The organism is Streptomyces niveus (assembly GCF_001723055.1).
GTDB lineage: Bacteria > Actinomycetota > Actinomycetes > Streptomycetales > Streptomycetaceae > Streptomyces > Streptomyces niveus.
On sequence record NZ_MDCR01000029.1, the window covers coordinates 41,276 to 59,120 of the forward strand.

Genomic DNA, 17,845 nt, shown 5'->3' on the forward strand with positions numbered 1-17,845 from the left:
GCCTCCTTCGCAGGCCCCCTCTACGGATGGTGAATTCTCATGAGCAAGACCTCGCGCATGGCGGGTGCGGTAATCGGCGTAGTGGCCCTGACCGGGTCGCTCGCCGCGTGCGGCGGCGACAGCCTGGAATCGGACGGCGGCTCGGACAAGGGCTCAGGCTCCGACAAGAAGGGTTCCCTCGTCGTCGGTGCCGCGGCCTTCACCGAGTCCAAGGTGCTCGCCGAGCTGTACGCGCAGATCCTCGGTGACGGCGGATACGACGCCTCCGTCACCACGGTGAAGAACCGCGAGCTGTACGAGCCGTCCCTGGAGAAGGGTGAGATCGACGTCGTCCCCGAGTACGCGGCGACGCTCACCGAATTCCTCAACGCCAAGGTGAACGGCGCGGACGAGGCCGTGAAGAAGCCGCTCGCCTCCAGCGACGCGGACGCCACGGTCGCCGCCCTGCGGAAGCTGGCCGAGCCGCGCGGACTCAAGGTGCTCCCCGCCGGCAAGGCCGTCGACCAGAACGCCTTCGCGGTCACCAAGGAATACGCCGAGAAGAACAACCTCAAGACCCTTTCGGATCTGGGTGCCTCGAAGCTCAAGGTCAAGATCGCCGCGGGCGACGAGTGCGAGGTCAGGCCGTTCTGCGCGCCCGGTCTCAAGGAGACGTACGGGATCGACGTCACCGGTATCGACCCGCAGGGTGTCGGTACTCCCCAGGCCAAGCAGGCGGTCAAGGACGGCAAGGACCAACTGGTCCTGAGCACCACCACCGACGGCACGCTCGACAGCTTCGGTCTGGTGGTCCTGGAGGACGACAAGAAGCTCCAGAACGCGGACAACGTACTTCCCGTGGTCAATGCCAAGGACGCCGGTTCTCAGGAGATAGCGGACCTTCTCGGCAAGCTCACCGACACCCTCACGACAGAGGATCTCGCGAAGCTCAACCTGAAGGTCGACGCGGAGCGCGCGAAGCCCGCCGATGTCGCCAAGGAGTATCTGGAGTCCAAGGATCTGATCGGCAAGTAGGCAGGAACCGGGGGGAAGTCGGACGGGAAGTCCGACGGGAAGTCCGACGGGAAGTGGAGGGGCGGGAGTGGAGTCGGCAACGGACGGGGAAAGATTGTCCGGCCGACCCCCATTCCGCGTCGACGCGCGGTAAATTTCGGGCCATGCCACGTGGACGCCACCGCCATTCCCCGCCCCTCCACAGGATTCTGCCGCCGTCGGCCGTAGCCGGGGCCGCGGCCCTGTGCGCCGCGGGCGCCTGGCTCCTCGCGGAGCCCGTGGCGCTTCGCGGTCTGGTGGCGGTCACCGCTGCCGCCGCCGTCACCGGCGCCTATCTGATGCGCAGTTGGGACCGGGCGGCGGGCCGGCGCGTCGCGGAGCTGTTGCGCGCGCAGGTGAGCGAGGAGTGGAAGACCGAGGAGCGAATAGCGGAACTCGAAGCCGACGTCGAGGAATCGCGCGAGATTCGCACCCGGCTCGACAGCAAGCTGCGTGCCAAGCGGGTCGAACTCGCGAAGCTGCGCGGTGAGCACGCCGCGCTGCTGCGCCGGTACGCGACGGCGGAGACGGCGCGCGCCAGCGCGCTGGAAGGTACCCGTCAGCTCGCGATCGAAGCGGCCCGCGAGCCCAAGGCGCTGCCGCCGGCGGGCAGTACGCCCACCGCGTCGGTGTACTTCCGCGCCGCGCAGGCGCTGGAGGACCTGACGCGCAACGGCGCCGCGCAGCACACGAGGGGCATCCTCGAAGAGGCCCGGCGGCGTGAACTCGCCGCGCGCGCGGCCCGCGAGGCCGCGGCGCAGGAGGAGCGGGCGAAGCAGGCGGCGCGGGCCGAGGAGAAGGCGCGCGCCGAGCAGGCCGAACGGCGGAAGGCGGCCGGCGAACACACGCGCACCTCGTCCCCGCTTCCTTTGAAGTCCCGCCCGACGTCGTCCCTGCCCGCGACCCGTCCGCACCCCGGCGCGTCGGCGATCGTCCCGTACAACCGGCGCCACCGGTTGCAGCGGGGCCCCGAGGGTGGGTTCGACTTCTTCGGTACGCAGAAGGACGGCCCCGAGACGGCCGACGCGCCCGCCGAGGACACCCGGTCCGGCCGGCCCGAGCCCGCGCAGCTGGAGCGGGCGCAGCGCGAGGACCTCGCCGACGTGGCCGGCGAGGAGGCCCTGGCCGTCCAGCAGAGGGCCGATGACCGGGCGGTGGGCCAGGTCATCGACCTGACCGAGCACGACGAGACCGAGCCGCTGCCACTGGGCCAACTGCGCAGCGCCATCGGCTCCTAGGGGCGCGTTCGCGAAGCCCCGCCCGACCGCGTGACAGGTGAAGGATCCCCGGCCCCGCCCCGGTGATCCCCCGGGCGCTACTTGTCGATGTCGCCGACGACGAAGAACAGCGATCCGAGGATCGCGACCATGTCGGCGACCAGCGTGCCGGGCAGCAGTTCGGTGAGGGCCTGGATGTTGTTGAAGGACGCCGAGCGCAGCTTCAGGCGGTACGGCGTCTTCTCGCCCTTCGACACCAGGTAGTAGCCGTTGACGCCGAGCGGATTCTCGGTCCAGGCGTACGTGTGTCCCTCGGGCGCCTTGAGGACCTTCGGCAGCCGCTGGTTGATCGGACCGGGCTCCAGGTCCGCGATCCGGTCCAGGCACGCGTCCGCGAGGTCCAGCGAGTTGTGGGTCTGCTCCAGCAGGCACTCGAAGCGGGCCAGGCAGTCGCCCTCCTCGCGGGTGACGACCCTGAGCGTGTCCTGGAGTTCGGCGTACGCGAGATACGGCTCGTCGCGGCGCAGGTCGAAGTCCACGCCCGAGGCCCGCGCGATCGGCCCCGAAACCCCGTACGCGTGAACGGCGTCGGCCGTCAGGACCCCCACACCCCGGGTCCGGCCCCGGAAGATCTCGTTGCCGAGGACCAGCCTGTCGTACACGTCCATCCGCGAACGGACCTCGGCGACCGCGTGCCTGGCGCGGCCCAGCCACCCCGCGGGCAGGTCCTCCTTGAGACCGCCGACGCGGTTGAACATGAAGTGCATCCGGCCGCCGGAGACCTCCTCCATGACGGCCTGCAGCTCTTCGCGCTCCCGGAAGGCGTGGAACACCGGGGTGATCCCGCCCAGTTCGAGGGGGTACGAGCCGAGGAACATCAGATGGTTCAGCATCCGGTTCAGCTCGGCGAGCAGGGTCCGGGTCCAGACGGCGCGCTCCGGCACCTCCATGCCGAGCATGCGCTCGACGGCCATCACCACACCCAGCTCGTTGGAGAACGCCGACAGCCAGTCGTGGCGGTTGGCCAGCATGATGATCTGGCGGTAGTCGCGCGCCTCGAACAGCTTCTCCGCGCCACGGTGCATATAGCCGATGACCGGCTCGGCCTCCCGGATCACCTCGCCGTCGAGCACCAGCCGCAGTCGGAGCACACCGTGCGTGGAGGGGTGCTGAGGCCCGATGTTGAGCACCATGTCCGTGCTCTCGGCCGCGCCGCCGATGCCGACCGTCGTGCGGGTGGTCTCCGTCATGCGGCCCAGTCTCTCAGAGCCGTACCCACGGGACGCAGCAGCCAGCCGAAGTCCCCGAGGCCGCCGCGCGCGGTCAGTTCGGCTGCCTCGCCCGCGGCGGCGAGCGCGCGTACGTAGGAGGCGGGGTCGTTCACGGCGAGGGTCAGCGGCGGGCGTTCACCGCTGACGCCGAGCCGGTGCAGCGCCTCGCGCTGCTTCAGTACGAAGGAGCCCGCGCCGGCCGTGCCGTCGGGGACGTCGCCCGCCGCCGCGCACGCGTCGAGCGCCACATGGGCGGTGATGTCGCAGCCGCCGTCCGGCACCGGCCGGACCTCGTGGCCGTCCCGGAACCCGGTCAGCGTCCCGAACGGCGGCCGTTCGCCCCGTACATGCGCGTAGTCGACGGCCACCGCCAGCCCCCGGTCCAGCGTCGCCACGGCGGCGGCCCACGCCTCGTCGCGCGCGCGGCCGATCTCCGCCCGCGTCCCCGGCTCCGTCAACGGCCACCAGCGCGCCAGCCAGTCGGCGTCCGGGCCTTCGACGGGGGCGCCGGGGCGCTCCGTACCGTCGGGGCCGACCAGGACGTACCGCACCGTCCCGTCGGGCCCGGTCTCGGCGACGTCCACCGGTACGTTGTCCAGCCACTCGTTGGCGAACAGCAGCCCCCGCACACCCGGCGGGGGCCTGTCGGTCCACTCGACGCGGGGATCGAGCCCCGGCGGGCGCGCGGCGCGTTCGACGGCGTACGGCCTCACGGCCAGCCCGTCCGGTACGGCGGCCAGCACCCCCGTCAGCAGCTCCCCGCGCCCCGCTCCGACGTCGACCAGGGCGACCTCGTCGGTGTCCAGAGCCTCGGCGGTCGCCACCAGCAGCCCCGCGACGGCCGAAGCGAAGAGCGGGGAGGCGTGGACGGAGGTGCGGAAGTGCCCCGCAGGGCCCTCAGGGCGCCGGTAGAAGCCCTCGGGGCCGTAGAGTGCGCTCTCCATGGCCGCGGCCCAGCGGCGGGGCTCCACGGCGCACGGAGCCGCGTGGGCCTCGTGGCACTGACACGTCTCATCCGTCACAGTGGCAAGTCTCCACCTTGGGGAGTACGTTCCCTCCGACCGGATCGGCCCTCCGGTTGACCCTTCCACCTCTTCCGCTTCCCTACGCTGGGTTACGTGCAGCGCCTCTACGATTTTCTCCGCAGACACCCGACGGGCGTCGACAGCTTCTGGGCTGTGGTCCTCGTCGGGCTTTCCGCGCTGTGGGTCGGGACGGAGGCGGACGGCACCCCGCACGCCGCCGTCTCCACGGTGGTCGTCCTGCTGGTGTCGCTCACCGTCGTACTGCGGCGACGGGCCCCCGAGAAGATGCTGCTGGCCGTCGCCGTGCTGGGAGTGGTGCAGCTCCTGGCGGACGTGCCGTCCAATCCGAGCGACTTCGCCATGCTGGCGCTCATCTACACGGTCTCGGCGCGGGGCGGCCCGCGCTGGGCCGTCCAGCTCGGGCTGATCGGCGGTCTGGCCGCGGCGCCGCTGGCGCAGCTGCGCTGGCCCACGCCCGAGGCCGGCTTCGCCGGCCAGATCTTCCTCACCGTCGTGCTGGCCGTGCCCTTCGTACTCGCCTGGGTGCTCGGCGACTCCGTACGTACGCGCCGTGCCTACTTCGCCCAGCTGGAGGAGCGCGCCTCCCGGCTGGAGAAGGAGCGCGAGGCGCAGGCCAAGGTGGCCGTCGCCGCGGAGCGCGCGCGGATCGCCCGTGAGCTGCACGACGTCGTCGCGCACAACGTGTCGGTGATGGTCGTGCAGGCCGACGGCGCCGCCTACGTCCTGGACACCGCGCCCGAGCAGACCAGGCAGGCCCTGGAGACCATCTCCGGCACCGGACGGCAGGCGCTGGCGGAGATGCGCCGGTTGCTCGGTGTGCTGCGGACCGGGGACGTCAAGGAGAGCGGCGAGTACGTGCCGCAGCCCGACGTCCGGCAGATAGAGGATCTGGTCGAGCAGGTGCGGTCGGCGGGGCTCACCGTGGACTTCAAGGTCGAGGGCACCCCCCGGTCGCTGCCGAGCGGCGTGGAGCTGACCGCGTACCGGATCGTGCAGGAAGCCCTGACGAACAGCCGCAAGCACGGCGGACCCGATGTGGGGGCCAGTGTGCGTCTGGTCTACTTCGACGACGGGCTCGGACTTCTGGTTGAGGACGACGGGCGCGGCGCGGGCCACGAGCTGTACGTGGACGGTGGCGCGGACGGCCGGGGGCACGGTCTCATCGGGATGCGGGAGCGGGTCGGCATGGTCGGCGGCACGCTCGACGCGGGGCCGAGGCCGGGGGGCGGCTTCAGGATCAGCGCGCTGCTTCCACTGAAGCCCGCGCATTGAGCCGCTGAAGCCCGTGCTTTGAACCACGTACCGAACGCGACCTGCCACCGACCCATGACTGCCGGACTTACGACTGCCGGACTTACGACTGCCGGACCCAACGGACAAGGAACCCGCCGATGTCGATCCGCGTGATGCTCGTCGACGACCAGGTGCTGCTGCGCACCGGTTTTCGCATGGTGCTGGCCGCACAGCCGGACATGGAGGTCGTCGCGGAGGCGGGCGACGGCGCGGAGGCGATCGACAATCTGCGCACCACGGCCGTGGACGTCGTCCTCATGGACGTACGTATGCCGCGACTGGACGGCGTGGAGGCGACCCGGCGCATCTGCGCCGAGCCCGGTGCGCCCAAGGTGCTCATCCTGACGACGTTCGACCTCGACGAGTACGCCTTCTCCGGGCTCAAGGCGGGCGCCAGCGGCTTCATGCTCAAGGATGTGCCGCCGTCCGAGCTGCTGACCGCGATCCGCGCCGTGCACAGCGGGGACGCGGTCGTCGCGCCGTCCACGACACGGCGGCTGCTCGACCGCTTCTCGGCGATGCTGCCGAGCGCCAAGGAGAGCAACGCTGCCGACGGCGCGCTGGAGCGGCTGACGGGCCGCGAACGCGAGGTCATGCTGCTGGTCGCCCAGGGCCTGTCGAACGGCGAGATCGCCGCCCGGCTGGTGCTCTCCGAGGCGACCGTGAAGACGCACGTCGGCCGGATCCTCACCAAGCTCGCCCTGCGCGACCGGGTGCAGGTCGTGGTGCTCGCGTACGAGTCGGGGCTGGTGCGCGCCGGGGGCGGCGCCCTCTGATGCTCCTGTGGATCAACGGGCCCTTCGGCGGCGGGAAGACGCAGACCGCGCACGAGATCGCGCGGCGGCTGCCGGGCAGCGTGATCTGCGACCCCGAGCGGGTCGGGTTCGGGCTGCACCGCATGATGCCCGCAGGGCTCCGGGGGGACTTCCAGGACCTGCCCGCCTGGCGGCAGGGGGTCCACGACGTGCTCGACCTGGTGCTGCGTGAGCACGAGGGCACGGTGATCGCGCCCATGACGCTCGTCGAGGGCGGCTACTTCGAGGAGATCATCGGCCGGTTGCGCGAAGAGGGCCACGACGTACGCCACTTCGCGCTGCTCGCCGGGCGGGAGACCGTCCTCAAGAGGCTCACCGAACGCGGGCTGGGGCTCGGGCTCAAGCGGGAGAGCTTCGCCGTCGCCAAGCTGGACCACTGTCTGGAGCGGCTGTCCCGGCCGGAGTTCGGCGAGCACATCCGTACCGACGACGTGACGGTCCCTCAGGTCGCCGACACCGTCGCCGCGTCGGCGGGGCTGCGGCTGGCCCCGAACACCGACGGCGCGCTCCGCCACCGGCTGCGACGGGCCTGGACCGGCGTCAAGCACATCCGCTTCGACTGAGTACGCGCTGCCGGGGGCGCCGGGACGTCAGCGCAGCACGCCCTCAAGGAAGTCGCTGCCGAGCCTGGCCACGATGGTCACATCCAACTGATGCAGCACATAGCGCCCCCGGCGACGGGTCGTCAGCAGACCGGCCTTGCGCATGACGGACAGATGCCGGGACACCTCCGGGGCCGATATCCCGTACGTGTCGGCCAGCTCGCCCGTCGTGTACGAGCCACGGGCCAGACTCCGGCAGAGCCTCATCCGCATCGGATGCGCGATCGCCTCCAGGCGCAACGTGACCTCCTCCACGGAGGGCGCGCCGCCCGACGGCTCCGGGCTGCCCACCGGGTACTGCACGACCGGCTGCCAGCCGGGCGCGTGCAGCGCCAGCAGATGCGGCCAGCCGAAGGCGGTCGGCAGGAAGGTCAGGCCCGATCCGGCGGCGCTCGTGCGGCCCGAGGAGAGCTTGTCCACGACGACGGCGGTGACCGGGCCCGTCTCCTGGAGACACACGGCGGACGAGACGGCGGCGACGGCCTCCGCGAGGCCCTTGCGCCGCAGCAGCTCGGTCTTGTGCCGGGCGTCGGCGGCCAGTTGGACCCGTACACGCCGCCAGGTGTCGGCGAAGAACGCCTCGTCGCAGTCCTCCAGCAGCCGCCGTATCCACGCCCGGACGGCGGGCGGGTCGGCCAGCATGCGCCGGATGAACGCGGACTGGCGCGGCCCGCGCGCCGCCGCCAGCTCCAGCACACGCCCGCGCGTCCCGGCGTCGACCAGCGGTGACGGCACACCCGTGTCGTACTGACTGGCGCAGGAGATCTCCAGCGCCGCCGCCACGTACTGCTCGTCAGGCATCGTGTCGAGGTCGTCCAGCTCCTCGGCCAGCGTCTCGCGGGGGCGGGCGGGCAGCAGGATGTCGGCGCGGGTGGAGCGCCACAGGAAGTCCGCCTCGTGCAGCCGGTCGGCCAGCTCGGGCTTCAGACCGGCGGACGTGGAGGTGACCCAGCCGTGGAGACGGGCGTGGTGACCGGGCTCGGACAGGGCGTGCAGGGCGGCGCCCAGCTCGGCGAGCGGGGACGGTCCGAAGACGATCCGCTCGTGGGGCAGCCCCGTGATGTCGATGGTCACGCTCATGCACCCATGCTGCACGGCGCCACTGACAACGCGCCGGACGATTGACGGCCCCGGTCAATCGGCGGGCCCGTCGGCGCGGGTCCGCTCCGTCTCCACGCGCGCCAGGAACTCCCGTAGGGCCTGCCGGACGTCGTCCGCCGTCCACTCCAGCCCCGCCGACCCGACGGTCACCTCCGTCATCGCCACCCCCGGCGGCCCCGCGCCCGAGTCGAACCAGCGGCGGAACAGCGTCACCCCCGTCTCCTCGGCCTGCCGCACCGCCGCCTCGCTCAGCACGCGCGCGTCGTACGGAAGCCACACCTGGAACTGGTGGGTGTGGGGTTGCCGCGGGTGCACCCGGAACCACGGCGGCGGCGACGCGTCGGCCCCGGCACCCGCCGGCTCCGCGAAGGCGTCCGCCAGCGCGGCCGCGACCACGCGCGCGTGCGCGACGTACGAGGGCAGCCGCGGCAGCTCCCGCTCCAGCCCCAGCAGCGCGGACAGCGCCGCCGGATACTGCTGGAAGACCTGCCCTCCGTACCGATGGCGCCACACCCGCGCCTCCTCGACCATCGCCGACGGCCCCACGAGCATCGCCCCGGACAGCCCGTCCAGCGACTTGTAGAACGACACGTACACGCTGTCCGCGAGCCCGGCGATCTCCTCCAGCGGCCGGCCGAAGTGCGTCACGCACTCCCAGAGCCGCGCGCCGTCGAAGTGCACCACCACGTCGCGCTCCCGCGCCGCCGCCACCACGGCGACGAGTTCGTCCCACGTCGGCAGCACGTACCCCGCGTCGCGCAGCGGCAGTTCCAGCATCAGCGTGCCGAACGGCTCGTCCGTCGCGTGGATCTCGTCGGCCGTCGGCAGCCGGGGCTCGGACGTCGGGTGGATCGTACGGAGGCCGCTGACGGCCGACAGGGCGCCGCCCTCGTGCACCTCCGGGTGCGCCAGCGGGTGCAGTGCCACGGTCGCGTTCCCGGTGCGCCCCGCCCAGCACCGCAGCGCCACCTGCTGCGCCATGGTCCCGGTCGGGAAGAACGCGGCGGCCGGGAACCCGAGCAGGGCCGCCACCTTGCTCTCCAGGTCGGCGACGACCCCGCCGCCGTACACGTCCGTCCACTCGTCCAGGTCGTAGACCGACGACGCGTCGTCGGCCAGCGCGGCCAGCCGCTCACCGACGGACCGGTCGGCGGAGTTGCGCCACAACGTCCGTCCCGACGCCTGCCAGGCGGCCAGCCGCCGCCGTCGTTCGTCCTGCTCGCTCGTGTCTGCCATGGACCGATCATCGCCCACGGCGAGCGGGTCCGACGAGCGGTTTCTCCGGGGCCGCCCACAGCCTGTGGACAGTCGCGGAATGCCACGAAACGCTGGCGTAGCATGGCGAGAAATCGTCCGGTACCCGTCGCGGACTGGAACGGAAGGCCCCACCGCGTGAACGCATCATCAGCTCCCACCGATCCTCGTGACCCACGGGACAGGCCCGCCCGGCTGACGGTCGGAGTCGTCGGATCCGGCCGCGTCGGACCGGCGCTGGCCGCCGCTCTCCAGCTCGCCGGGCACCGCCCGGTCGCCGCGTCGGGCGTCTCCGACGCCTCCGTACGAAGGGCGGCCGTCCTCCTTCCCGACGTGCCCCTCGTGACGCCCGCCGATGTGCTCGCCCGCGCCGAACTGGTGCTGCTGACCGTCCCGGACGACGCGCTGCCCGGCCTGGTCGAGGGGCTCGCCGAGACCGGAGCCGTCCGCCCGGGACAGCTGCTCGTCCACACGTCGGGGCGGTACGGCGCGAACGTGCTGGCGCCCGCCCTGCACGCGGGCGCGCTGCCGCTCGCGCTCCACCCCGCGATGACGTTCACCGGCACCTCCGTGGACGTCCAGCGGCTGGCGGGCTGCTCCTTCGGCGTCACGGCCCCCGACGAACTGCGCCTGGCCGCCGAGGCGTTGGTCATCGAGATGGGCGGCGAGCCCGAGTGGATCGAGGAGGACGCCCGCCCGCTCTACCACGCGGCCCTGGCGCTCGGCGCGAACCACCTGGTCACGCTGGTCGCCCAGTCCATGGAGCTGCTGGGCAAGGCGGGGGTCACGGCCCCGGACAGGATGCTCGGCCCGCTCCTCGGTGCCGCCCTCGACAACGCGCTGCGCTCCGGCGACGCCGCCCTCACCGGCCCCGTGGCGCGCGGCGACGCGGGCACGGTCGCCGCGCACATCGCCGAGCTGCGCGAGCACGCGCCCGCGGCCGTGCCCGGCTATCTGGCGATGGCCCGTACGACGGCCGACCGGGCGCTCGCCCACGGCCTGCTCAAGCCGGCGCTGGCGGAGGACCTGCTGGACGTCCTCGCCGACGGCGACCACCACCGGGGGAGCGACGACCGATGAGCCTCGAACTGGCCTCCACGCGCGCGGAGCTGGACGGACTGCTCGCCCGGCACGGCGCCGCGCCGGCCGCCGTACGGGACAGGGCACCCGCCGTCCGTACCGCCGTCGTCATGACGATGGGCGCCCTCCACGACGGTCACGCCGCGCTGGTACGCGCCGCCCGCGCGCACGTCGGCCCGGCCGGCTTCGTCGTCGTCACCGTCTTCGTCAACCCGCTCCAGTTCGGCGCGGGCGAGGACCTCGACCGCTACCCCCGCACCCTCGAACACGACCTCAAGACAGCCGAGTCGGCGGGCGCCGACGCCGTGTTCGCGCCGGCCGCCGACGAGGTCTACCCGGGCGGCGCGCCCCAGGTACGGATCTCCGCCGGACCCATGGGGGAGCGCCTCGAAGGCGCCGCGCGGCCCGGCCACTTCGACGGCATGCTCACCGTCGTCGCGAAGCTGCTGCACCTCACCCGCCCCGACGTCGCCTTCTACGGACAGAAGGACGCCCAGCAACTGGCGCTGATCCGGCGGATGGCCCGGGACCTGAACTTCCCCGTCGAGATCGTCGGTGTGCCGACGGTCCGTGAGGAGGACGGCCTCGCGCTGTCCAGCCGCAACCGTTTCCTCTCCACCGCCGAACGCCGGACCGCGCTCGCGCTCTCCCGCGCGCTGTTCGCCGCGCGCGACCGCCTCGGCGCCCAGCACGCGCTGCGCGCCCGCGCCGAGTCCGCGCCCACCCCCACGGCCCGCGCGGCGGCCCTCTCCGCGCTCGGCGAGGTCCGGGCCGCCGCCGACTCCCACGCCGTGGCGCAGGCCGCCTCACGTACGCCCCGGACGCCCGGCTGCGGCGCGCACGCCGTACGGTCGGCGGCCCGCGTCGTCCTCGACCAGGCGGTCAGGGACAGCCTCTCCTTCACGGTCGACTACCTCGCCCTCGTGGACCCCGCCGACTTCACCGAGGTCGCCGACGACCACACCGGCGAGGCGATCCTCGCCGTGGCCGCGCGGGTCGGCACGACGCGGCTGATCGACAACATCCCCCTGACGTTCGGAGCCGCCCAGTGACCGCCGAGTCCGCACCGGAGCCGGGTCCCGCCCTGCCGGCCGGCATCCAGCTCACCGCGCCCGTGCCCGGCTGGGCCATCGACGCCGACGTGGTCGTCGTCGGCTCCGGTGTCGCCGGACTCACCACCGCGCTGCGCTGTACGGCGGCCGGACTGAGGACCGTCGTCGTCACCAAGGCCCGCCTCGACGACGGCTCCACGCGCTGGGCTCAGGGCGGGATCGCCGCCGCGCTCGGCGAGGGCGACACCCCCGAACAGCACCTGAGCGACACCCTCGTGGCGGGCGTGGGCCTCTGCGACGAGGAGGCCGTACGCACCCTGGTCACCGAGGGCCCCGACGCCGTACGCCGTCTGATCGGCACCGGCGCGCGCTTCGACACCTCGGAGACCGGCGATCTCCAGCTGACCCGCGAGGGCGGTCACCACCGCCGCCGTATCGCCCACGCGGGAGGCGACGCGACCGGCGCGGAGATCTCCCGCGCCCTGGTGGACGCGGTGCGCGACGCGGCCCTGCGTACGGTCGAGAACGCGCTGGTCCTCGACCTCCTTACGGATGAGCACGGCAACACCTCCGGCGTCACCCTCCATGTGATGGGCGAGGGCCAGCACGACGGCGTCGGCGCCGTCCGCGCCCCCGCCGTCGTCCTGGCCACCGGCGGCATGGGGCAGGTCTTCTCCGCGACGACCAACCCGCCCGTCTCCACCGGCGACGGCGTGGCCCTCGCGCTCCGCGCCGGGGCGGAGGTCTCCGACATCGAGTTCGTCCAGTTCCACCCGACGGTGCTCTTCCTCGGCGCCGGATCGGAGGGCCAGCAGCCGCTGGTGTCCGAGGCGGTACGGGGCGAGGGCGCCCATCTCGTGGACGCCGACGGTGTCCGCTTCATGCTCGACCAGCACGAACTCGCCGAGCTGGCGCCGCGCGACATCGTCGCCAAGGGCATCATGCGCCGGATGCGGGAGCAGGGCGCCGAGAACATGTATCTGGACGCCAGACACTTCGGCGCCGACATGTGGGCCACCCGCTTCCCCACGATCCTCGCCGCCTGCCGAGCCCACGGCATCGACCCGGTCACCGAGCCGATCCCGGTCGCCCCCGCCGCGCACTACGCCTCCGGCGGCGTCCGCACCGACCTGCGCGGCCGTACGACCGTGCCGGGCCTGTACGCGTGCGGCGAGGTGGCCTGCACGGGCGTGCACGGCGCCAACCGGCTGGCGTCCAACTCCCTGCTCGAAGGGCTGGTGTTCGCCGAGCGCATCGCGGCCGACATCGCCGCGGTCGCGGCGGCGCCCCGCCCCGCGCCGCCCGCCGTCCGGCCCGCGGCGGCACGGGCCGAGTCCGCCGCGGTGCTGCCGCTCATCGCACCCGAGGCACGCCTGAGGATCCAGCGGATCATGTCCGAAGGCGCGAGCGTCCTCAGGTCCGCCACCAGCCTGGGCGTGGCCGCCGAGGCCCTGGAGGCCGTGTACCAGGACGCGCTGCGTCCCGCGGACCCCGCAGGCCCCGGAAAGCCCGCCCAGCCGGGCGTCGAGTCGTGGGAGACCTCCAACCTCCTGTGCGTCGCCCGGGTCCTCGTGGCCGCCGCCCTGGAGCGTGAGGAGACCCGCGGCTGCCACTGGCGCGAGGACTTCCCCGAGCGGGACGAAACCGACTGGCGCCGCCATCTCGTCGTACGCCTCGGTTCGGGCCGCGCCCTGGAGCTGAGCCGGACAGCGACCCCCGCTTTTCCCGCCGTACATCCCGTAGATCCCCCAGTCCCCAGGGAGCCGTCACCGTGAGCACGCCCGAAGACAGTCCACGCCCCGAGGCCGTGGACGTACCGCTCATCCAGATCGGCGCCCCGGCGTCCGCCGCCGGGGGCTGCGGCGACGGCTGCGGCTGTTCCGACGGCTCCGACGGCGAGGACTCCCTTGAGTGCGGGCTCGACCCCGCGCTCGCCGCCCTGCTGGCCGAGGCCGGGCTCGACCCCGTCCAGGTCGAGGACATCGCGCACGTCGCCATCGGCGAGGACCTCGACCACGGCCTGGACGTGACGAGCGTGGCGACCGTCCCCGCCGACGCCGTCGCCACCGGCGACTTCACCGCCCGCAAGAGCGGCACGGTCGCCGGACTGCGCGTCGCCGAGGCCGTCCTGTCCCTCGTCTGTACGGAGGACTTCGAGGTCGAGCGGCACGTCGAGGACGGCGACCGCGTCGAGGCCGGCCAGAAGCTCCTCAGCGTCACCACCCGCACCCGTGACCTCCTCACGGGCGAGCGCAGCGCGCTCAACCTCCTGTGCAGGCTCTCCGGCATCGCGACCGCCACGCGCGCGTGGGCCGACGCGCTCGAAGGCACCGGCGCGAAGGTCCGCGACACCCGTAAGACGACGCCCGGTCTGCGCGCCCTGGAGAAGTACGCGGTGCGCTGCGGCGGCGGCGTCAACCACCGGATGTCGCTCTCGGACGCCGCGCTCGTCAAGGACAACCACGTGGTGGCGGCCGGCGGGGTCGCGGAGGCGTTCAAGGCCGTACGGGACCAGTTCCCCGACCTGGCGATCGAGGTGGAGACCGACACGCTCCAGCAGGTCCGCGAGGTCCTCGACGCGGGCGCCGATCTGATCCTGCTGGACAACTTCACCCCGGCCCAGACCGCGGAGGCCGTCGCGCTCGTCGCCGGCCGGGCGGTGCTGGAATCGTCCGGCACGCTGTCCCTGGAGAACGCCCGCGCGTACGCCGAGACCGGCGTGGACTACCTCGCCGTCGGCGCCCTCACGCACTCCTCCCCGATCCTCGACATCGGCCTCGACCTGCGCGAGGCGAGCGTCTGATGCTGCTCACCATCGACGTCGGCAACACGCACACCGTGCTCGGTCTCTTCGACGGCGAGGAGATCGTCGAGCACTGGCGCGTGTCCACCGACGCGCGCCGTACGGCCGACGAACTCGCCGTCCTCCTTCAGGGACTCATGGGGATGCACCCGCTGCTCGGTGACGAGCTGGGCGACGGCATCGAGGGCATCGCGATCTGTTCCACCGTGCCCTCCGTCCTGCACGAACTGCGCGAGGTGACCCGCCGCTACTACGGGGACGTCCCCGCCGTCCTGGTCGAGCCGGGCATCAAGACCGGCGTCCCGATCCTGGTGGACAACCCGAAGGAGGTCGGCGCCGACCGGATCATCAACTCGGTCGCCGCCGTCGAGCTGTACGGCGGTCCGGCGGTCGTCGTTGACTTCGGCACGGCCACCACGTTCGACGCCGTCAGCGCGCGCGGGGAGTACACCGGCGGGGTCATCGCGCCCGGCATCGAGATCTCCGTGGAGGCGCTCGGCATCAAGGGCGCCCAGCTGCGCAAGATCGAACTGGCGAGGCCGCGCAGCGTCATCGGCAAGAACACGGTCGAGGCGATGCAGTCGGGCATCGTGTACGGGTTCGCCGGCCAGGTCGACGGGGTCGTGACCCGGATGGCCCGCGAGCTGGCCGAGGACCCGGGCGAGGTGACCGTGATCGCGACGGGCGGCCTGGCGCCGATCATCCTCGGCGAGGCGACGGTGATCGACGAGCACGAGCCCTGGCTGACGCTGATCGGGCTGCGACTGGTGTACGAGCGCAACGTCTCGCGCATGTAGCTCCGGCCGGTCACACCCCCGGTCGCCGGACGGCCCGTCCGGCGACCGGGGCGGCCCGGGTCGCCCCAGGTGACGCCCGACATGCCGCCGCGCCGCAGCTGTCGCGTTTAGACGATTTTGTGCGGTTCGTGAGTATCGTCACCTCATGCCCACGCCCTACGGATCCCGCGGCGGCATGGCGTTCGGCGCAGACGAGTTGCGTGTGCTCCGAGGCGCCCTCGCCGTAGCCCTCCAGCCCGCTCCCCTCCCCGACGAGGACGTCCAGGCCTGCCTGCGCCTCGCCGAATCCGTGGACGAGGCCGTCCGCGAGGCGGGCAGGCTGCGCGCGTTCCTCCTCGCCGACCTCGCCCGCTACCGTGCCGCGCTTCCCGGCTCGGCCGCCGGCTATCTGGAGCTTCTCCAGGACGCCCTGGCCGCCGGGTACGACCCCCGCCCGGAGGACCTCATGGCACTGCGCACCCTGCGCGCCCGACCCGTCGCCGCCGCGCTGCTCGACCGCTGCCAACGGGCCGCCGAGAACTCCGTACGCGCCCGGCTCGCCGGCCGCTCACCCGCCGCCCCCGCGCCCCGTACCCGGCTGCTCGCGCTCCAGGGGGGCCGCGCCGCGGCCGACCAGGAGCCTCCCAAGGAGGAGCCCGGGAAGGCGCCGGGGAAGCAGCCCGCGCCGCCCCGCCGCCCGGCGTCCCCCGGGCGCCCCGGCACCGAGCGCCCGATGCCCAAGCCGTCCGAGGTCTTCCCGCCACGCCGGAAGCCCGCGCCCCCGCCGGAGCGGCGGGCCGTCGGCTAGCTACTCTTGGGCCATGGACTACGTATCCGCTCTCGTACCGCCCGTGGTGATGGCCGCTTTCTTCATCGGCCTGGTCGTGACGATCGTCAAGAGCCAGGGCGGGGACAACAAGGCGAAGGAGGACGCGGCCGTCGACGCGGCGATCGCCCGCGCCGAGGCCGTGGAGCAGCAGGGCGGCACCCCCTCCGGCGCCTGACGGTTCCGCCGCCGTAGATCAGGACGTACGACTTCCGCCACGTCGTACGTCCTTTTTGTAACGTCAATAACCGGCCATTCGGACATCGCGCACTATGGTGACGATGTGCCCCGCCAATTGGGAGACCTGGAAGACGCCGTCATGAGTCGCGTCTGGCAATGGAACCGTCCGGTCACCGTCCGGGAAGTCCTCGAAGACCTTCAGCGGGAACGGTCCATCGCCTACACGACAGTCATGACCGTAATGGACAATCTCCATCAGAAGGGCTGGGTACGCAGGGAAGTCGACGGCCGCGCCTATCGATATACGGCGGTCTCCACCCGCGCCGCCTACGCGGCGGCGCTGATGAACGAAGCCTGGTCGAAGAGTGACAACCCGGCCGCCGCTCTTGTCGCCTTCTTCGGGATGATGTCGCCGACGCAGCGCGACGCCCTGGAGGACGCCGTCCGTATGGTGCAGCGCGACCGGCCGGAAGTGATCCCCGAGGCCGCGTCGGAGACCTCACCGGAGACCGCGCCGGAAGCCTCGCGGGAAGCGGCCCCCGAAGTGCCTCCTGAAGTGCCTCCCGAAGTCCCGTCCGAAGTGCCGGGTGAAGTCCCGTCCGAGGGCGCCGACCGAGAGCATCCAGCAGGGCGATAGCGTCCAGTCATGTCCTCTGGGGATCCGAAAGCCTCGGCAAATGCCATCACCGTCCGCCGGGCCAGGACGAGCGATGTGTCCGCGGTCCGTCGTCTCGTCGACCCGTACGTGAGCCAAGGCATCCTGCTCGACAAAGCGACCGTGACTCTTTACGAGGACATCCAGGAGTTCTGGATCGCCGAACGCGGCGACGACGCGACGGTCGTCGGCTGCGGCGCACTCCATGTGATGTGGGAAGACCTCGCCGAAGTGCGCACACTCGCGGTGGATCCCCGCTTCCGGGGAGACGGTGTCGGACGCCATGTGCTCGACAAGTTGTTGGAGACCGCCCGGTGGCTCGGTGTGCGGCGCGTATTCTGTCTGACCTTCGAAGTCGACTTCTTCATCAAGCACGGCTTCGTGGAGATCGGTGAGACTCCTGTCGACGGAGATGTCTACAGCGAGCTGCTGCGTTCCTATGACGAGGGTGTCGCCGAGTTCCTCGGTCTCGAACGGGTGAAGCCGAACACCTTGGGTAACAGCCGGATGCTTCTGCACCTGTGAGCGGCTGAAGAACCCCGATCCCTATGTCCGAATCGCGCACGTTTCCCGTGTTCTTGTGCTACAGAACCTCTGCCGGGGGTTTGTGTTTTCCTGAGAAAAGCGGTTTCCTTTCGGCGTACTGCATTTTCGATGAAAGGAAAACCGGTGGCACAGAAGGTTCAGGTCCTTCTTGTTGACGACCTCGACGGTGGCGAGGCGGACGAGACCGTCACGTTCGCGCTGGACGGCAAGACCTACGAGATCGACCTCACGAACGCGAATGCCGACAAGCTCCGTGGGCTGCTCGACCCGTACACCAAGAGTGGCCGTCGCACCGG

Annotated in this window: 19 protein-coding genes; 15 read left to right on the forward strand and 4 right to left on the reverse strand. The window is 72.1% G+C overall.

Annotation, left to right across the window (positions count from 1 at the left end):
- The first annotated feature begins 39 nt into the window (after positions 1-39).
- Positions 40-1,014, forward strand: a complete 975-nt coding sequence (locus tag BHU15_RS03925) for an ABC transporter substrate-binding protein (RefSeq protein WP_069625869.1) — start codon at positions 40-42, stop codon at positions 1,012-1,014.
- Between the two features lie 143 nt (positions 1,015-1,157).
- Positions 1,158-2,270, forward strand: a complete 1,113-nt coding sequence (locus tag BHU15_RS03930) for a hypothetical protein (protein WP_171908305.1) — start codon at positions 1,158-1,160, stop codon at positions 2,268-2,270.
- A gap of 77 nt (positions 2,271-2,347) precedes the next feature.
- Here the strand turns inward: BHU15_RS03930 and BHU15_RS03935 are convergent, their stop codons facing one another.
- Both BHU15_RS03935 and BHU15_RS03940 read right to left on the reverse strand, forming a co-directional pair.
- A complete protein-coding gene (locus tag BHU15_RS03935; protein ID WP_069625871.1) occupies positions 2,348-3,499 on the reverse strand; it encodes an NADH-quinone oxidoreductase subunit D in 1,152 nt (383 codons plus the stop codon).
- On the reverse strand, positions 3,496-4,464 hold the full coding sequence (locus BHU15_RS03940; RefSeq protein WP_079127873.1) for an SAM-dependent methyltransferase: 969 nt from the start codon (positions 4,462-4,464) through the stop codon (positions 3,496-3,498). Before BHU15_RS03940 ends, BHU15_RS03935 begins: the two co-directional genes overlap by 4 nt.
- Positions 4,465-4,638: 174 nt before the next feature.
- On the opposite strand from BHU15_RS03940, the gene BHU15_RS03945 reads away from it, so the two are divergent.
- The 3 genes from BHU15_RS03945 to BHU15_RS03955 all read left to right on the forward strand — a co-directional run bounded on the left by BHU15_RS03945 (position 4,639) and on the right by BHU15_RS03955 (position 7,237).
- Positions 4,639-5,838 (forward strand): sensor histidine kinase, encoded by a 1,200-nt coding sequence (locus BHU15_RS03945; RefSeq protein ID WP_079127874.1) that lies wholly within the window; start codon positions 4,639-4,641, stop codon positions 5,836-5,838.
- A gap of 119 nt (positions 5,839-5,957) precedes the next feature.
- Positions 5,958-6,635: a response regulator transcription factor gene (locus tag BHU15_RS03950; RefSeq protein WP_069625874.1), complete on the forward strand. Its 678-nt coding sequence runs from the start codon at positions 5,958-5,960 to the stop codon at positions 6,633-6,635.
- Complete coding sequence (locus tag BHU15_RS03955) at positions 6,635-7,237, forward strand: AAA family ATPase (RefSeq protein ID WP_069625875.1); 603 nt, start codon at positions 6,635-6,637, stop codon at positions 7,235-7,237. The genes BHU15_RS03950 and BHU15_RS03955 overlap by 1 nt, the downstream gene beginning before the upstream one ends.
- A 27-nt stretch (positions 7,238-7,264) precedes the next feature.
- On the opposite strand, the gene BHU15_RS03960 is transcribed toward BHU15_RS03955, so the two are convergent.
- Positions 7,265-8,356, reverse strand: coding sequence for a DUF5937 family protein (locus tag BHU15_RS03960; RefSeq protein ID WP_069625876.1), 1,092 nt, complete (start codon positions 8,354-8,356; stop codon positions 7,265-7,267).
- 54 nt (positions 8,357-8,410) lie between these two features.
- Positions 8,411-9,613, reverse strand: coding sequence for a threonine aldolase family protein (locus tag BHU15_RS03965; protein WP_069625877.1), 1,203 nt, complete (start codon positions 9,611-9,613; stop codon positions 8,411-8,413).
- A 156-nt stretch (positions 9,614-9,769) separates the two neighbouring features.
- Here BHU15_RS03965 and BHU15_RS03970 point away from each other — a divergent pair, with 156 nt between their 5' ends.
- The 10 genes from BHU15_RS03970 to BHU15_RS38005 form a co-directional block, all read left to right on the forward strand.
- On the forward strand, positions 9,770-10,711 hold the full coding sequence (locus BHU15_RS03970) for a Rossmann-like and DUF2520 domain-containing protein (protein ID WP_069625878.1): 942 nt from the start codon (positions 9,770-9,772) through the stop codon (positions 10,709-10,711).
- On the forward strand, positions 10,708-11,763 hold the full coding sequence (gene panC / locus BHU15_RS03975; protein WP_069625879.1) for a pantoate--beta-alanine ligase: 1,056 nt from the start codon (positions 10,708-10,710) through the stop codon (positions 11,761-11,763). Before BHU15_RS03970 ends, panC begins: the two co-directional genes overlap by 4 nt.
- Positions 11,760-13,538, forward strand: coding sequence for an L-aspartate oxidase (locus BHU15_RS03980; protein ID WP_247748554.1), 1,779 nt, complete (start codon positions 11,760-11,762; stop codon positions 13,536-13,538). The genes panC and BHU15_RS03980 overlap by 4 nt, the downstream gene beginning before the upstream one ends.
- Positions 13,535-14,566 carry a carboxylating nicotinate-nucleotide diphosphorylase gene (nadC, locus tag BHU15_RS03985; protein ID WP_031230171.1) on the forward strand — a complete coding sequence of 344 codons (1,032 nt, stop codon included), beginning with the start codon at positions 13,535-13,537 and terminating at the stop codon, positions 14,564-14,566. The genes BHU15_RS03980 and nadC overlap by 4 nt, the downstream gene beginning before the upstream one ends.
- Positions 14,566-15,363: a type III pantothenate kinase gene (locus BHU15_RS03990; protein ID WP_023539581.1), complete on the forward strand. Its 798-nt coding sequence runs from the start codon at positions 14,566-14,568 to the stop codon at positions 15,361-15,363. Before nadC ends, BHU15_RS03990 begins: the two co-directional genes overlap by 1 nt.
- A gap of 175 nt (positions 15,364-15,538) precedes the next feature.
- On the forward strand, positions 15,539-16,150 hold the full coding sequence (locus tag BHU15_RS03995; RefSeq protein WP_069625880.1) for a hypothetical protein: 612 nt from the start codon (positions 15,539-15,541) through the stop codon (positions 16,148-16,150).
- Positions 16,151-16,163: 13 nt separating this feature from the next.
- Complete coding sequence (locus BHU15_RS04000; protein ID WP_023539579.1) at positions 16,164-16,346, forward strand: hypothetical protein; 183 nt, start codon at positions 16,164-16,166, stop codon at positions 16,344-16,346.
- A gap of 117 nt (positions 16,347-16,463) precedes the next feature.
- Entirely contained in the window at positions 16,464-16,985 is a 522-nt protein-coding gene (locus tag BHU15_RS04005) for a BlaI/MecI/CopY family transcriptional regulator (RefSeq protein ID WP_401920253.1), read from the forward strand.
- A gap of 9 nt (positions 16,986-16,994) precedes the next feature.
- The gene (locus BHU15_RS04010) at positions 16,995-17,528 is read left to right on the forward strand and encodes an amino-acid N-acetyltransferase (RefSeq protein ID WP_078494238.1); all 534 of its coding nucleotides are present in this window, start codon (positions 16,995-16,997) and stop codon (positions 17,526-17,528) included.
- 144 nt (positions 17,529-17,672) lie between these two features.
- On the forward strand, positions 17,673-17,845 hold a 173-nt coding region (locus tag BHU15_RS38005; RefSeq protein ID WP_141726761.1), incomplete at its 3' end, for a histone-like nucleoid-structuring protein Lsr2.

What these genes read in the sequence shown, in the direction of transcription:
- BHU15_RS03925 (WP_069625869.1), top strand. Translation starts at nt 40, where the DNA reads ATGAGCAAGACCTCGCGCATGGCGGGTGCGGTAATCGGCGTAGTGGCC.
- BHU15_RS03930 (WP_171908305.1), top strand. Translation starts at nt 1,158, where the DNA reads ATGCCACGTGGACGCCACCGCCATTCCCCGCCCCTCCACAGGATTCTG.
- BHU15_RS03935 (WP_069625871.1), bottom strand. Translation starts at nt 3,499, where the DNA reads ATGACGGAGACCACCCGCACGACGGTCGGCATCGGCGGCGCGGCCGAG.
- BHU15_RS03940 (WP_079127873.1), bottom strand. Translation starts at nt 4,464, where the DNA reads ATGGAGAGCGCACTCTACGGCCCCGAGGGCTTCTACCGGCGCCCTGAG.
- BHU15_RS03950 (WP_069625874.1), top strand. Translation starts at nt 5,958, where the DNA reads ATGTCGATCCGCGTGATGCTCGTCGACGACCAGGTGCTGCTGCGCACC.
- BHU15_RS03955 (WP_069625875.1), top strand. Translation starts at nt 6,635, where the DNA reads ATGCTCCTGTGGATCAACGGGCCCTTCGGCGGCGGGAAGACGCAGACC.
- BHU15_RS03960 (WP_069625876.1), bottom strand. Translation starts at nt 8,356, where the DNA reads ATGAGCGTGACCATCGACATCACGGGGCTGCCCCACGAGCGGATCGTC.
- BHU15_RS03965 (WP_069625877.1), bottom strand. Translation starts at nt 9,613, where the DNA reads ATGGCAGACACGAGCGAGCAGGACGAACGACGGCGGCGGCTGGCCGCC.
- panC (WP_069625879.1), top strand. Translation starts at nt 10,708, where the DNA reads ATGAGCCTCGAACTGGCCTCCACGCGCGCGGAGCTGGACGGACTGCTC.
- BHU15_RS03990 (WP_023539581.1), top strand. Translation starts at nt 14,566, where the DNA reads ATGCTGCTCACCATCGACGTCGGCAACACGCACACCGTGCTCGGTCTC.
- BHU15_RS03995 (WP_069625880.1), top strand. Translation starts at nt 15,539, where the DNA reads ATGGCGTTCGGCGCAGACGAGTTGCGTGTGCTCCGAGGCGCCCTCGCC.
- BHU15_RS04000 (WP_023539579.1), top strand. Translation starts at nt 16,164, where the DNA reads ATGGACTACGTATCCGCTCTCGTACCGCCCGTGGTGATGGCCGCTTTC.
- BHU15_RS04010 (WP_078494238.1), top strand. Translation starts at nt 16,995, where the DNA reads ATGTCCTCTGGGGATCCGAAAGCCTCGGCAAATGCCATCACCGTCCGC.